Annotated in this window: 13 protein-coding genes; 9 read left to right on the plus strand and 4 right to left on the minus strand. The window is 70.3% G+C overall.

Going from position 1 to position 13909, the window contains the following annotated elements; translation table 11 throughout:
* The first annotated feature begins 178 nt into the window (after positions 1–178).
* From BLT36_RS06865 to BLT36_RS06880, 4 genes are all read left to right on the plus strand, one after another.
* Entirely contained in the window at positions 179–1195 is a 1017-nt protein-coding gene (locus BLT36_RS06865) for a LacI family DNA-binding transcriptional regulator (RefSeq protein ID WP_175529523.1), read from the plus strand.
* A gap of 288 nt (positions 1196–1483) precedes the next feature.
* Positions 1484–2803, plus strand: coding sequence for an ABC transporter substrate-binding protein (locus BLT36_RS06870; RefSeq protein ID WP_092093243.1), 1320 nt, complete (start codon positions 1484–1486; stop codon positions 2801–2803).
* Complete coding sequence (locus tag BLT36_RS06875; protein ID WP_175529524.1) at positions 2800–3771, plus strand: carbohydrate ABC transporter permease; 972 nt, start codon at positions 2800–2802, stop codon at positions 3769–3771. Before BLT36_RS06870 ends, BLT36_RS06875 begins: the two co-directional genes overlap by 4 nt.
* The gene (locus tag BLT36_RS06880) at positions 3771–4619 is read left to right on the plus strand and encodes a carbohydrate ABC transporter permease (RefSeq protein ID WP_092093246.1); all 849 of its coding nucleotides are present in this window, start codon (positions 3771–3773) and stop codon (positions 4617–4619) included. The genes BLT36_RS06875 and BLT36_RS06880 overlap by 1 nt, the downstream gene beginning before the upstream one ends.
* A gap of 109 nt (positions 4620–4728) precedes the next feature.
* Here the strand turns inward: BLT36_RS06880 and BLT36_RS18675 are convergent, their stop codons facing one another.
* Positions 4729–4884, minus strand: a complete 156-nt coding sequence (locus BLT36_RS18675; protein WP_175529525.1) for a hypothetical protein — start codon at positions 4882–4884, stop codon at positions 4729–4731.
* A 158-nt stretch (positions 4885–5042) separates the two neighbouring features.
* Positions 5043–5489 carry a MarR family winged helix-turn-helix transcriptional regulator gene (locus tag BLT36_RS06885; protein WP_092093249.1) on the minus strand — a complete coding sequence of 149 codons (447 nt, stop codon included), beginning with the start codon at positions 5487–5489 and terminating at the stop codon, positions 5043–5045.
* Between the two features lie 122 nt (positions 5490–5611).
* Between BLT36_RS06885 and BLT36_RS06890 the strand changes: the two genes are divergently transcribed.
* Positions 5612–6595: a helix-turn-helix transcriptional regulator gene (locus BLT36_RS06890; protein ID WP_092093253.1), complete on the plus strand. Its 984-nt coding sequence runs from the start codon at positions 5612–5614 to the stop codon at positions 6593–6595.
* Between the two features lie 77 nt (positions 6596–6672).
* On the opposite strand, the gene BLT36_RS06895 is transcribed toward BLT36_RS06890, so the two are convergent.
* Positions 6673–7710: a LacI family DNA-binding transcriptional regulator gene (locus tag BLT36_RS06895; protein ID WP_092093256.1), complete on the minus strand. Its 1038-nt coding sequence runs from the start codon at positions 7708–7710 to the stop codon at positions 6673–6675.
* 147 nt (positions 7711–7857) lie between these two features.
* On the opposite strand from BLT36_RS06895, the gene BLT36_RS06900 reads away from it, so the two are divergent.
* The 4 genes from BLT36_RS06900 to BLT36_RS06915 are packed head-to-tail and all read left to right on the plus strand — an operon-like array spanning position 7858 to position 13658.
* Positions 7858–9159: an ABC transporter substrate-binding protein gene (locus tag BLT36_RS06900; RefSeq protein ID WP_092093259.1), complete on the plus strand. Its 1302-nt coding sequence runs from the start codon at positions 7858–7860 to the stop codon at positions 9157–9159.
* 7 nt (positions 9160–9166) lie between these two features.
* Positions 9167–10195, plus strand: a complete 1029-nt coding sequence (locus BLT36_RS06905; RefSeq protein ID WP_092093261.1) for a carbohydrate ABC transporter permease — start codon at positions 9167–9169, stop codon at positions 10193–10195.
* The gene (locus BLT36_RS06910) at positions 10192–11067 is read left to right on the plus strand and encodes a carbohydrate ABC transporter permease (protein WP_092093264.1); all 876 of its coding nucleotides are present in this window, start codon (positions 10192–10194) and stop codon (positions 11065–11067) included. The genes BLT36_RS06905 and BLT36_RS06910 overlap by 4 nt, the downstream gene beginning before the upstream one ends.
* Positions 11064–13658: a beta-xylosidase/alpha-l-arabinosidase gene (locus BLT36_RS06915; RefSeq protein ID WP_254787388.1), complete on the plus strand. Its 2595-nt coding sequence runs from the start codon at positions 11064–11066 to the stop codon at positions 13656–13658. The genes BLT36_RS06910 and BLT36_RS06915 overlap by 4 nt, the downstream gene beginning before the upstream one ends.
* Positions 13659–13695: 37 nt before the next feature.
* Here the strand turns inward: BLT36_RS06915 and BLT36_RS18680 are convergent, their stop codons facing one another.
* Entirely contained in the window at positions 13696–13872 is a 177-nt protein-coding gene (locus tag BLT36_RS18680; protein WP_175529526.1) for a hypothetical protein, read from the minus strand.
* Positions 13873–13909 lie beyond the last annotated feature (37 nt).

A 13909-nucleotide genomic window follows, 5' to 3' on the forward strand; every position in this document is an offset into this window, starting at 1 on the left:
GCAGGCACGCATCGACGAGGCCGCTGACGTCATCGTCGCTGTGCTCCTGGGGCGAGAAGCTAACAGAAAAGCGCTTCACCTGTAAAGCGCTTTTTTGATCACGCTGGAAGCTATGCTGTGGCCGTGGCAGCCGACGCCGAGGGGCCATGATGGAGGCCCCATCGGTTGAGGAGACGTCATGGCCACGATGCAGCAGGTCGCGGATCGCGCTGGCGTGTCCATCGCCACGGTCTCCTTCGTGGTCAACGGCACGAAGTACGTCACACCGGCGACCACTGCACGGGTCACCGCCGCGATGCGCGAGCTCAAGTTCCGCGGCAACGTCGTCGCCCGAGCGCTCGCCAGTCGGCGGACCCGGATCATCGCGCTGCTCTTCCCGACCACCGGCAACCGCTTCAGCCCGACGACGTCGCAGTTCTTCATGAGCGCCGCCGAGCGCGCTTCGGAGCGCGGGTACCACCTGGTGCTCTGGCCCGTCGACCCCGCGGGTGACGACCTCGACGACCTCGTCTCCGGCGGGCTCGTCGACGGCGTCATCCTGATGGAGGTGCGCATGGACGACCCCCGCGTCGCCATCCTCACCGACCTCGACGTCCCGTTCACCCTGATCGGGCGCACACGTGACAGCAGCGGGCTGCCCTACGTCGACATCGACTTCGAGACCACCATCGAGGACAGCATCGACCACCTCCAGGGACTCGGACACCGGCGGTTCGGGCTCGTCCTCGAGGACCTCGAGGGCACCCCGATGGCCGGCTACGCGCCGCACCTCCGCGCCGAGTCGACCTTCGCGCGCGTGCTCGACGAGCGGCAGCTCACCGGGCAGGTCGTCTACGCGGGGCCGGGGAGCGACGGCGGGCGGAAGGCGGCGAGCGACCTGCTCGAGGCCTCGCCGGACGTGACCGCGGTGCTCGTCATGAAGGACGACTCGGCCGCCGGGGTCCTGGTGGGCTTGTACTCGGCCGGGCGCCGTGTCCCGGAGGACGTCTCGGTGCTCAGCATCGCGTCGTCCGAGGCGAACGCCGACCAGCACTACCCGCGCCTCTCGACGATGGTCGCCCCCGGCCCGGAGCTCGGGATGCGGGCCGCCGACGCCCTCATCGAGCAGCTCGACGGCACCTCCGAGGACCTTCCCCACTTCCTGCTGCCCTGCACGCTGCGGATCGCCGAGTCAACGGCCCCCGCTCCCGCCTGACCGACGCTCTGCTGCGCGTCCGCAGCGCGATCACCTGTCGGCCTGGAGGCGCGTGTCGGCCCCGCCACGCGCCTCCAGGCCGCCCGTCCGAGACTCGGTCGAGCTGCCCCGAGACTCGGCTGCAGCGACAGATTTCGCGCGCTGGACGCCGAGAACTGTCGCTGACCCCGAGTCTCGCGTCCACGCGCGCCCGCGCGCCCGCACTGCGGGACATCCCAGGGAGCATTGGTTGTGTGGACGTACAGGATCGGACGCACCGCAGCGCACCCGCCACGTCGAGGAGGACGGATGGCAATCGACCGCAGGCTCTTCCTGCTCGGAGGCGCGGGGGTGCTGCTGCTCGCCGGCTGCTCCACCCGGCCCGAACGCACCAGGGTCGAGGACTGGCCGACGGACCCTCCCGAGGGTGACGTCACGATCAGCTGGTGGGCGGGGCAGGTGGCCTCGAAGGACGGCGGCGACCTCCGGCGGCGACTCATCGCGGAGTTCCAGAAGGAGCACCCGAACATCCGCGTCCGGATCGTCAGCGCACCGAGCGACACGGACACGAACCGCACCAGCCTGACGACCCAGATCGCGGCCGGCAGCAGCACTCCGGACGTGTACCTCGGCGACGTCGCGTGGCCCGGGCAGTTCGCGAAGAACAAGCTCGCGACCCCCGTGGACCAGCTCGTCGGCGAGGACTTCTTCGACCAGTTCCCGGAGGGCCTCCGGCAGGCGGCGAGCGTCGACGGGACGTACTACATGTTCCCGCTCTACATCGACGAGTCGTTCTTCCTGTACCGGAAGGACCTGCTCGCGAAGCACTCGCTGCAGGTGCCGGGGTCATGGGAGGAGGTGCGCGAGACCGCCGCGAAGCTCGTCGACACGGGCGACGTCAGCTACGGGTTCGCGTTCCAGGGCGACGTCTACGAAGGGCTGACCTGCAACGTCACCGAGTTCGTCGCGGACGCGGGCGGCTCGCTCCTCAACGACGACCTGACGAAGCCCGAGACCACGAGTTCCGAGACGAAGCGTGCGTTCGAGTTCATGCGCTCGCTCGTGACGTCGGGTGCGTCGCCGCGGGCAACGCTGACCTACCAGGAGCAGGACACCAACGACGCCTTCTCGGGCGGTCGGGCCGCGTTCCTCCGCAACTGGTCGTACGCGTGGGGGATCGCGAACGGCCCGGACAGCCGGGTCGCCGGCAAGGTCGGGCTCGCACCGCGGCCGACATTCGACGGCATGGACGAGCACCACTCGACGATCGGCGGGTGGGGGAACTACATCAACCCGCACACGCAGCAGCCGGCGGCGGCGCTGACGTTCGCCAGCTGGATGTCGAGCGAGACCGCGCAGCAGTTCCTCACCCGCGAGGGCGGGGTCCTGCCGGCGCGCAGCGAGTCCCTGGTCAGCGAGGACGCGAAGCGCCAGAAGCGCCCGACCTACGACACGGCGGCGGGCATCACGCTCGTGCCCCGCCCGACCTCGACCGCCTACTACCCGAAGGTCTCGCAGGGCGTCTACCAGAACGGCAACAGCATCCTCGGCGGACAGGCGTCCGTCGACGGCGGCACGAGCGCGATGTCCTCTGCCATCGCGCTCGCTCTGCAGGGGGAGGCGCTGTGAGCGCGGGCACCGCGACGCGGCCGGGCACCAGGCCTGGAGGCGCGGGGCGCGCGGATCCGCCGCCTCGCCTGACCGGGCGGTCGCGGCTCGACCGCATCCGCGCGCGGGGTGCGTGGGGCTTCGCAGCCCCGGCGCTCCTGGTGGTCGCGGCGGTCACGATCTTCCCGGTGGTCTACTCGATCGTCCTGAGCTTCGCGGACGTCGAGGTCGGGTACGAGGGCTTCACGATCCAGTCGTTCGGGCTGGACAACTACGCGGCACTGGTGCAGAGCGCCGACTGGTACCGGGCGCTCGGGTTCACGGTGCTCTACACGCTGGTGACGGTGAGCGTCGAGCTCGTCCTCGGCATGCTCGTCGCCCTCGTGCTCGAGCGGCTCGGGGCTACCCGGGGCTGGATGCTGGCGCTCATGCTCATCCCGTGGTCGCTCGTCACGATCGTGAACGCGCAGCTGTGGAAGTACATCTACGACTCGACGTACGGCGTCGCGACCTGGTTCTTCGGGTTGTTCGGGGACGCCCCGGTGATCCTCGGCGAGCCCGTCCCGGCGATCACCGGGCTGATGGTCGCGGACATCTGGAAGACGACGCCGTTCGTCGCGATCATCCTGCTCGCCGGACTCGTGCAGATCTCGGAGGACCACTACGAGGCCGCCGAGCTCGACGGTGCGAGCTCGTGGCAGACGTTCTGGCGCGTGGTCCTGCCGCAGCTCACCCCGACCCTGACGATCGCGGTGCTGTTCCGCATCCTGCAGGCGTTCGGCGTGTTCGACCTGCCGTTCGTGCTGACGAACGGCGGACCCGGCACCGCGACCCAGTCGCTCGCGATCATGGGCTACAAGGTGCTCTTCCAGGACATCAACATCGGACCGGGCGCGGCGATCGCGACCTCGACCGCGGTCATCGTCGCGGCCGGGTGTCTGCTGTTCCTCCGGGCGTTCCGGAACCAGGCGAAGGGAGGGGACGACTGATGCCCCGTCACCGTGTCCGCAAAGGCTGGCGGAAGTGGGTCAACACCGTCAACGTCAGCGGCGTCGTCATCGCGGTGCTCACCGCACTGCCGCTGTACTGGCTCGTGTCGACGTCGCTCAAGCCGTCCTCCGAGATCGGCCAGTCGCCACCCACGGCGTTCCCACGGTCGATCACCTTCGACAACTTCGTGGTGGCCTTCCGCGACAACGCGCTCGGCCAGTACATGGTGAACAGCGTCATCGTGTCGGTGTCGACGACGGTGATCGTCCTCGCGCTGGCCTTCCTGGCGGGGTACGCGCTCGCCGGACGGTACATCCGGGGCCGCACGGCCATCATGACCTCGCTGCTGATGCTGTCGGTGTTCCCGGCGATCGCGGTGCTGACGCCGCTGTACCTGCTCGAGCGGAACCTCGGGCTGCTCAACTCGTACCCGGGCCTGATCGTGCCGTACGTGGCGTTCAACCTGCCGTTCGCCATCTGGATCATGCGGAACTACCTGCAGGGCATCCCCTCGACGATCGAGGAGGCCTCCGAGATCGACGGCGCCGGCGCCTGGCGGACGGTGCTGTCCGTGATCCTGCCGATGGCGAAACCGGGGCTCTTCACGGTGGGCGTGTTCACCTTCACGGCGTCGTGGAGCGAGTTCCTGATGGCGCTGACGTTCAACAGCGAGAACTCGTTCCGGACGATCCCGGTGGGCATCGCCCTGTTCGGGACGCAGTTCACGGTGCCGTTCGCCCAGATCTTCGCGGCGAGCGTGGCGGCCACCGTGCCGATCGTGATCCTCGTGCTGGTGTTCCGCCGCTCGATCGTCTCGGGACTGACCTCCGGCGCCGTGAAGGGCTGACGACCAGGATCAGGAGGACGGCGCACACGAACGGCCCGGGGTTCACCACCCCGGGCCGTTCACCTGTCCCACGTACGTGCCCGGCACCGAGCGGCCGGGGTGGTCCACCTCAGCCGCGACGCGGGTCGCGGGCGGTGTCCGTGAAGAAGTCCTCGTACAGCCCTGCGCCGTCCTGCAGCTCGCCGAACTTCCAGCGCTTGCGCATCCGGCGGAACGTCTCGATGCGCACCGGGTCGACGCCCTGCTGGGATTCGTAGTTGCCCATGATTCCTCCTCACCTGCGGGTACCCCCGATCGGGGGCCTCCGCAGGAGAAGGTACGGACGAGCCGGAGCCACGTCCGGCAAGATAGGTAGGGAAGTTACCTAACTGCGCTTGTTGGACAAACGGTCCGGGAAGCCTCCGAGCCGCCCGTAGCCTGCCGTCAAGGGGTCGGAGCGCCGTACTCGAGCGCTTCGATGACGCGGTCGATGACCTTGACGTACTTGGCCCGATCGCGGTCGGAGAAGGAGGACAACAGCTCGTGCAGGTGTTCGTTCGTGCTGTCCATCGCAGCGGCGTACGCGCGCTGGGTCTCCGGCGTCAACTCAATGAACCGGCTCCGGCCGTCGTCCGGGTTCGGCACGCGGCAGAGGTGTCCGCCGCGTTCCAGTCGGTCGACCGTGCCCGTGACTGCCGGTCCACTCAGCCCCAGGTGCGACGCGAGGTCCTTCACCCGGACCTTCCGCTCCGCCGCCTCGGCGCGCGCGACGAACTGCAGGACCGTCAGGTCCGTGCCCGAGACCTCGAGTCGTTCACGCAGTCGACCGCGAAGCGCTCCCATCGCGGCTTCGAGGCGGGTGATCGCGGCCGTCAGGTCGATCTCGCTCACGTGGTCGCCCCCTCGGTGCGGATCGGTTCGGCGCAACGTTACGCCGCGCTCTCCCTGCCAGCGTATCCAGATAACGAGGCCTACTGCGTGATTCGGACAGGCGCGGCGGATCGGGGGTCGTCATGGTCGACCCGCTGATCACCGACCCCGGCGACGTGACCACGCCCGCGACCGTCCGCTTCGAGGTGGCCGGCCGGCAGCCCGAGGACGCCGTGCGTGACCTGAGCGGGATCTACGGCGGCGACCGCTGGGTCGCGAAGCCGGCCGACGGAGCGTTCGACTACCGCTACACCGCGCTCGGGGACTCCGAGGTGACCATCCGGCGTGCGCAGCTCCACGGCGTCCTGGCCGGATCCGTACCGGCTGGCGGTGACTACGTCGTGACGTGGATCGGTTCGGGCTCCACCGAGGTCGAGCGCCTGGGGGAGCGGTACGCGCTGCCGCTCGGCACCCCCGCGCTGCTGCCGCCGGACCACGACTACTCGTTCCGCAGCACCGACCACGACCAGCGGATCGTGCACCTCGACCGGGGGTTCGTCCGCCGGGTCGCCGCGCTGCGCGGGTCGGTCGGGGAGCACGCGCTGCGGTTCGACGAGCGACGCATCCCCGACCTCGAGACCGCTCGCCGGTGGCAGGGCGTCCTGACGGCGCTCGCCCGGTCGCTCCGCGTCGGCGGGCCGGAGTCCGCGGCATGGCAGGGCGCGAAGACGATGGCGGCCGAGGTGTTCCTCGACGTGTTCCCGCCGCAGCCGGGCGACCTCCCCGCGGTGCTCGCGCTGCCGCGGAACGCCCGGCTCCGCGCAGCGGTCGAGTACATCCACGACCACGCCGCCGAGCCGGTCACCGTCGCAGACCTCTCGGCTGCCTCCGGCCTCAGCGTGCGGTCCGTGCAGGAGTCCTTCCGCCGGGTGTTCGACGTGTCACCGCTGACCTACCTGCGGCAGGTGCGGCTGGACCGGGTCCGTGTCGAACTGCTCGAGCTGGACCCGTCGCTCGGCGCGGTGGGTGACGTCGCCCGGCGCTGGGGGTTCGCGCACCTCGGACGGTTCTCGGCGTCCTACGCGGAGCGGTTCGGGGAGTACCCGAAGCAGACGCTGCGGCGCTGAGGACCGACGGCGGCTGCGCGCGTCGGTAGCGGCCCTCGTCGCGGTCGGGCCGACGTCGGGAGTGCCCGCCGTCGCCGTCAGCGGGTGGTGCGCGGCACCGGCCCGGTGCTCCGGCGCACCCGGAGCGTGGTCGGCAGTCGGACGTGTGCCGACGCCGGCTCCCCGCGGAGCATCGTCAGGAGCATCTCGACGGCGCGCGACCCGAGTTCGGCCAGTGGTTGCGCGACGGTCGTGAGCGGTGGGTTCGTCATGGCGGCCTGCGGCACGTCGTCGAAGCCGACCACCGACAGGTCCTCGGGGACGCGGAGCCCGAGCGCGGCGGCAGCACGGAGCACACCGATCGCAGCGGAGTCGTTCGCGGCGAACACGGCGGTGGGGCGGTCCGGCATCGTCAGGAGCTCGTGGGCGACGCGGGCCGACTGGTCTTCCTGGTAGCCGCCGTCCCGGACGAGCCGTTCGTCCACCGTGATCCCGGCGGCGGCGAGGGCGCGGCGGTAGCCGGCCTCACGGAGCTGGGCGGAGGCGAGGTCGGCACGGCCGTGCACGTGTGCGATCCGGGTGTGCCCGAGCGCGAGGAGGTGCTCGACCGCGTCGACGCCACCGCCTTCGTTGTCGGCGTCGACCGTGGCGTGCCCCTCCGGGCCGGTGTGCGGGTCGATGGCGACGACCGGGATCGAGGAACTCGACAGGGCCGTCGTCGGTGTGACGACGATGGCGCCGTCGATGAGGGTGCCGGACAGCCGTGAGAGCGATCGGCGCTCCCACCCGGGTCGGTCGACGCCGGTCAGGAGTCCCGCGTACGCGAGGAGCTCGTACCCGGTGCCGGTCGTGGCGCGCGAGATGCCGCGGAGGAGCTCGGTCGAGAACGGCTCGAACTCGGTCACCAGGATCCCGATGACGCCGGTGCGCGAGCTCCGCAGGCTCCGTGCGACGAGGGAGGTCTCGTAGCCGAGCTCCTCGACGACCTGCTGCACGCGGAGCATCGTCGACGGGGCCACGCCGTCGCGCTGGTTGATGACCTTCGAGACGGTGGGGATCGAGACGCCGGCGGCGCGAGCGACGTCGGCGATGGTGACCCGGCCGACTCCGGGGCGCGCGCCGATGGCCGTGTCCATCTGCACACCGTACCGCTGCGTCCGCGGTTCGTTTGGTAAAGAAAACGTTATCGATAACGATTGACAAGGTTGTTGAGCACCTGACACGCTCTCCGCAGCGACAGTGGATGTCGCTCCATGTCAACGACGACAACCAGGAGTTCCACGATGACGAGGAAGATCCGTACCGCGGCAGCCATCGCGCTGATCGGGGCGACAGCGCTGGTGGCCTCAGGCTGCTCGGCGGGCAGTGACGCTGCTGGCGGCAGCGACGGCGGGAAGGTCTCGATGACCTTCTGGAACAACTCGACCACCGGGCCGGGCAAGGCGTTCTGGCAGGACACGGTCAAGGCCTTCGAGGCGAAGAACCCGAACGTGACCATCAAGATCCAGGCGATCCAGAACGAGGACCTGGACGGCAAGCTCCAGACCGCGCTCAACTCGAACTCCGCCCCGGACGTCTTCTCGCAGCGCGGCGGCGGGAAGATGGCCGCGATGGTCAACGCCGGCCAGCTCATGGACATCTCCGACTCCATCGGCTCGGACGCGAAGAGCGGGATCAGCGACGGGTCCTTCAAGGCCTTCGAGCTGAACGGCAAGACCTGGGCGATGCCGACGAACGTCGACCCCGAGGGCGTCTGGTACAGCCAGGACCTCTTCAAGCAGGCCGGCATCGAGGGCACGCCCACGACGATGGACGAGCTGAACGCGGACATCCAGAAGCTCAAGGACGCGAACATCCAGCCCGTCGCCGTCGGCGCCAAGGACGCCTGGCCGGCCGCGCACTGGTACTACAACTTCGCACTCCGGGCCTGCTCGGCGGACACGCTCAACAAGACCGCGCAGGACCTCAAGTTCACGAACTCGTGCTGGAAGCAGGCCGGTGAGGACACCAAGGCCTTCTTCGACACGAAGCCGTTCAACGACGGCTTCCTGACCACCTCCGCCCAGCAGGGTGCCGGCAGCTCGGCCGGTCTCGTCGCGAACCACAAGGCAGCCATGGAACTCATGGGCGCGTGGGACCCGGGCGTGATCTCCTCGCTCACCCCGGACGGCAAGCCGCTCAAGGACCTCGGCTTCTTCCCGTTCCCGGAGATCTCCGGCGGCAAGGGTGCGCCCGGCTCGATGATGGGCGCCGTCGGCGGCCTCTCCTGCTCGGCGAAGGCACCCAAGAAGGAGTGCACCGACTTCCTCAACTTCGTGACCCAGAAGGACGCGCAGGAGAACTACTACAAGGCGTTCAACTCGATCCCGGCGAACAAGGCGGCGCAGTCGGTCGTCACCGAGCCTTACCTGACGACGGTCCTCAAGGCGTACAACGACGCCCCGTTCGTCTCGAACTACCTCGACACGCTCTACGGCCAGAACGTCGGCAACGCCCTCAACACCAGCGTCGTCAACCTGCTCGCCGGCAAGGGGTCCGTCTCGGACATCGTGTCGACCGTCAACCAGGCTGCGGCGAAGGGCTGAGACACCCATGACCACCTCCGTCACCAGCCCTTCCTCGGCACGTCCCGAGGAGGCACGGTCCGGGACGGGGCGTCGCGCAGGCGGGGCCGACGGTTCGCCGTCGGCCCCGGCCCGCCGGGTCCGCAAGGGCACCGACGTCCGAACCCGGGTCGAGATCGCCGTCCTCGCCGGCCCCGCGGTCATCATGTTCGTCGGGTTCGTCATCCTGCCCGTCGCGCTCGCCGCCTACTACGGCTTCTACAAGTGGCAGGGCTACGGCGCCCCCGTCGACTTCGTCGGCCTGCAGAACTACAAGGTCATCTTCACCGACCCGGACTTCCGCGCGGTGCTCTGGCACAACCTGTTCATCGTCATCGGGTCGCTGCTCGTGCAGGGGCCGATCGCGATCATCCTCGCGCTGCTGCTCAACCAGCGCATCCGCGGGCGTGGCCTGATCCGCGTGCTCATCTTCCTGCCGTACGTGATCTCCGAGGTCATCGTCGGCACCGGCTGGAGCCTCATGCTCCAGTCGAGCGGCGCGATCAACGACCTGCTGCAGACCCTCGGGCTCGGCGCGCTGCGCAACGACTGGCTGTCGAACCCCGACATCGCGCTCTGGACCCTGCTCGGGATCATCTCGTGGAAGTACATCGGCTTCGCGGTGATCCTGTTCCTCGCCGGCCTGCAGAGCATCCCCGAGGAACTGTTCGAGGCCGCACAGCTCGACGGTGCGAGCTACTGGCAGATCCAGCGGCGCATCACGCTGCCGCTGCTCGGTCCGACGCTCCGGATCTGGGCGTTCCTGTCGATCATCGGGTCGCTCCAGCTGTTCGACCTCGTCTACATCATCTGGGGGCAGTACATCGCCTCCACCGCGGGCACCTCGACGATGGCGACATACATGGTCGGCAACGGTCGACTGTCCGGCAACTACGGGTACGGCAACGCCGTCGCCGTGGTCATCTTCCTCATCTCGCTGGTCGTCGCCCTCGTCTACCAGCGGTTCGTCCTGCGCCGCGACACCGCCGGCGCCCTCACCGAGAAGAGCGACCGATGACCGCCACCGCCTCCATCGTCGCGCCGAAGCGCCGTCCCCGGGACTCGGGACCGGTGCGTCGCGAACGCAACCTGGGCACGTACTTCATCGCACTGCTGTTCATCGCGGTCTGCGTCGGCCCCGTCGCGTACATCGTGCTCGGCGGCTTCCGCACCAACTCGCAGATCACCGCGAGTCCGGCCGGCCTGCCCAACCCCTGGCAGATCGGCAACTACGTCTCCGTGCTGACGAGCGGGGTGTTCTGGCAGCAGCTCGGCAACTCCGTGATCGCCGGTGTCGCCACCACGGTCGGCGTCGTCGTGCTCGGCCTGATGGTCAGCTTCGTCCTCGCCCGCTACCGGTTCCGGGGCAGCGGCGCGCTCTACTCGCTGTTCGCCGCCGGGCTGATGTTCCCGATCACCGTGGCGATCACGCCGCTCTACATCCTCGTGAAGGACCTCGGCCTGACGAACAACCTCGCCGGCGTGATCCTGCCGCAGATCGCGTTCGCCCTGCCGACGACGGTCATCATCCTCGTGCCCTTCCTCCGGGCGATCCCGGACGAGCTCGAGGAGGCGGCGTCGATCGACGGTGCGAGCCGCCTCGGGTTCTTCTTCCGGATGGTCGTCCCGCTGTCGCTGCCGGGTGTCGTCACGGTCGGCATCCTCGCGTTCATCGGCAGCTGGAACAGCTACCTCCTGCCGCTGTTCATCCTCAACGACGCGTCCGCCTACACGCTGCCGCTCGGGGTCCAGGCGTTCGCGTCGCAGTACTCCGTCGACACCGCGCGGGTCCTGGCGTTCACGTCGCTCTCGATGATCCCGGCGCTCGTGTTCTTCGCCGTCTTCCAGCGCCGCATCGTCGGCGGCCTGACCGGGGCGGTGAAGGGGTGACGGCGACGGACGCGACACGGACCGCCGGACGCGACCCGCGCCTCCAGGCCGGCACCGCCGCCGACGGGACCAGCGTCGACGACGCGACCGATGCGACCAGCGTCGACCATGCAACCCACGCAACGGACGCAACCCACGCGCCCGCCACCGACGCGCCCGCCACCGACCGCGCCACCACCCTCCTCGCCGCCATGACGCTCGAGGAGAAGGCCGCTCAGCTCGTCGGCTACTGGCTCGACCAGAACGGCGTGGTCGCCCCGATGCAGGGTGAGATGACCGGTTCCCAGGACGGCGCCGCACAGGGCGCCGCCCTCGCCGACATCACCCGGCACGGCATCGGCCAGTTCACCCGCGTCTACGGCACCCGCCCCGTCGAACCGGACGAGCGCGCCGCGTGGCTCTGGGCCGAACAGCGACGCCTGAAGCGGGAGACGCGGCTGGGGATCCCGGCGCTCGTGCACGAGGAGTGCCTCACCGGCCTCGCCGCCTGGAAGGCCGCCACGTTCCCGACGCCGCTGGCGTGGGGAGCGTCGTTCGACCCGCAGCTCGTCGAGCAGGTGGGCCGGGCGATCGGCGACTCGATGCGGCAGCTCGGCGTGCACCAGGGCCTCGCGCCCGTGCTCGACGTCATCCGTGACCCGCGCTGGGGCCGCGTCGACGAGTGCATCGGCGAGGACCCGTACCTCGTCGGCACCGTCGGCTCCGCCTACGTGCGGGGCCTGCAGAGCGCGGGGGTGGACGCGACGCTCAAGCACTTCCTCGGGTACTCGGCGTCGCAGGCGGGGCGGAACCACGCCCCGGTGCACGCCGGCGCCCGGGAGATCGCCGACGTGTTCGTGCCGCCGTTCGAGATGGCCATCCGCGACGGCGGAGCGCGCTCGGTGATGAACTCCTACGCGGAGATCGACGGGGTGCCGGTCGCGGCGAACCCGGCGCTCCTCACGGACCTGCTCCGCGACGAGCTCGGCTTCGACGGCACCGTCGTCGCCGACTACTTCTCGGTCGCGTTCCTCGAGGTCATGCACGGCGTCGCCGCCGACCGTGGTGAAGCCGCCGCGCTCGCACTGTCGGCCGGGATCGACGTGGAGCTGCCCACCGGTGACGCGTACCTCGCACCGCTCGTGGAGCGGGTCCGTTCGGGGCTCCTCGACGAGGCGCTCGTCGACCGGGCCGTGCTGCGGGTGCTCCGGCAGAAGGAGCGGCTCGGGCTGCTCGACCCCGACGTGTTCGAGGATGAGGCCCCCACCGGCATCGACCTGGACACCCCGCTGCACCGTGACCTGGCGCAGCGGCTCGCGGCGCGGTCGCTCGTGCTGCTGTCGAACGAGGCCCCGGTCGCGGCCACGGCGCCGGGCGCGGCCACGACGCCGGACGGGGGTGCCGGCACCGCCGCCGCCGTCCTCCCGCTCCGTCCCGGAGCCTCCGTCGCCCTCGTCGGCCCGAACGCCGACCGCGCCGAGGCCCTGCAGGGCTGCTACTCCTTCGCCAACCACGTGCTCGCCACGCACCCCGACCTGCCCCTCGGCTTCGCCATCCCGACCGTCCGCGAGGCCCTCGCCCAGGCGCTCGGCGAGGCTGCCGTCCGCTTCGCGGTCGGCTGCGCCGTCGAGGGGACCGATCGTGACCAGATCGCGGAAGCCGTCGCCGTGGCGCGCGCCTCGGACGTCGCCGTCGTCGTCGTCGGCGACCAGGCCGGCCTGTTCGGCCGGGGCACCGTCGGCGAGGGCAACGACACCGAGTCGCTCGACCTGCCCGGCGTGCAGCGTGAACTCGTCGAGGCGGTGGTCGCCACCGGCACCCCGACCGTGATGGTGCTGCTCACCGGACGCCCGTACGCGATCGGCTGGGCACTCGACGGGGAGCCGCAGCACCGACCCGCCGCGGTCGTGCAGGCGTTCTTCCCGGGGGAGGGCGGCGGGCTCGCCATCGCCGAGCTCCTGACCGGTGCCGCGTCGCCGTCCGGCCGGCTGCCCGTCTCGCTGCCGCGGTCGGCGGGGGCGCAGCCGTACACGTACCTGCACCCGCGGCTCGGCGGTCCGTCCGACGTCACCGCGGCGGACTCGACGCCGGTGCGGCCGTTCGGCTTCGGCCTCGGCTACACGTCCTTCGCGTACACCGAGCTCGTCGTCGACGAGTCGGTCACGACCGACGGCTCGTTCGGTGCGACGGTCACCGTCACGAACACGGGGGAGCGCCAGGGCGAGGACGTGGTCCAGCTGTACGGGCACGACGTGCAGGGATCGGTCACACGGCCCCTCGTCCAACTGCTCGGCTACGCCCGGGTCGGGCTCGGTCCGGGGGAGTCGACACGGGTGCGGTTCCGGGTGCCCGTCCAACGGTTCGCCTTCAGCGACCGTCGGATGCGCCGGGTCGTCGAGCCGGGTGACGTCGAGGTCTGGGTCGCCTCGCACGCGGCGGCGTCACGGCCTGGAGGCACGGTGGACTCCGGCGGCATCGTCGCGCACGGTGGTGGGTCCGGTCCAGAGCCCGTCCCCGGCTCCGCCACGGACCGCGCCGTGGTGCACGTCACGGGGGCGGTGCACGAGGTGACCGCGTCCGATCCCCGGGTCGTCACGTGGGAGTGCGTCTGACCCGGGTGGTGGGGCCCCTCCGGCAGGCCGACGTGGACTACGGGGTGACGAAGAAGTCGGCGTAGGAGGGGCCCGAGGCGCTCGAGAGCAGCGACGGATCGGCGACGCGGTGCTCGACGTACGCCTGCAGGACGGCTGGGTCGGTGAGCCCGGACGAGCGGTGCACGCCGAACGGGCGGCTGCTCTCGGGAAGGCCCTGGTAGGTGCTGTGCACGGGATGTCCCTTTCGTCGTCGAGGTGCTCGAACAGGG

Origin of the sequence: Curtobacterium sp. UNCCL20 (assembly GCF_900101675.1) — a bacterium.
Taxonomy (GTDB): domain Bacteria; phylum Actinomycetota; class Actinomycetes; order Actinomycetales; family Microbacteriaceae; genus Curtobacterium.

Excerpts from the sequence above, each read along its gene's own strand:
- BLT36_RS06865 (WP_175529523.1), top strand. The coding sequence starts at position 179 with ATGGCCACGATGCAGCAGGTCGCGGATCGCGCTGGCGTGTCCATCGCC.
- BLT36_RS06870 (WP_092093243.1), top strand. The coding sequence starts at position 1,484 with ATGGCAATCGACCGCAGGCTCTTCCTGCTCGGAGGCGCGGGGGTGCTG.
- BLT36_RS06880 (WP_092093246.1), top strand. The coding sequence starts at position 3,771 with ATGCCCCGTCACCGTGTCCGCAAAGGCTGGCGGAAGTGGGTCAACACC.
- BLT36_RS18675 (WP_175529525.1), bottom strand. The coding sequence starts at position 4,884 with ATGGGCAACTACGAATCCCAGCAGGGCGTCGACCCGGTGCGCATCGAG.
- BLT36_RS06890 (WP_092093253.1), top strand. The coding sequence starts at position 5,612 with ATGGTCGACCCGCTGATCACCGACCCCGGCGACGTGACCACGCCCGCG.
- BLT36_RS06895 (WP_092093256.1), bottom strand. The coding sequence starts at position 7,710 with ATGGACACGGCCATCGGCGCGCGCCCCGGAGTCGGCCGGGTCACCATC.
- BLT36_RS06900 (WP_092093259.1), top strand. The coding sequence starts at position 7,858 with ATGACGAGGAAGATCCGTACCGCGGCAGCCATCGCGCTGATCGGGGCG.
- BLT36_RS06905 (WP_092093261.1), top strand. The coding sequence starts at position 9,167 with ATGACCACCTCCGTCACCAGCCCTTCCTCGGCACGTCCCGAGGAGGCA.
- BLT36_RS06910 (WP_092093264.1), top strand. The coding sequence starts at position 10,192 with ATGACCGCCACCGCCTCCATCGTCGCGCCGAAGCGCCGTCCCCGGGAC.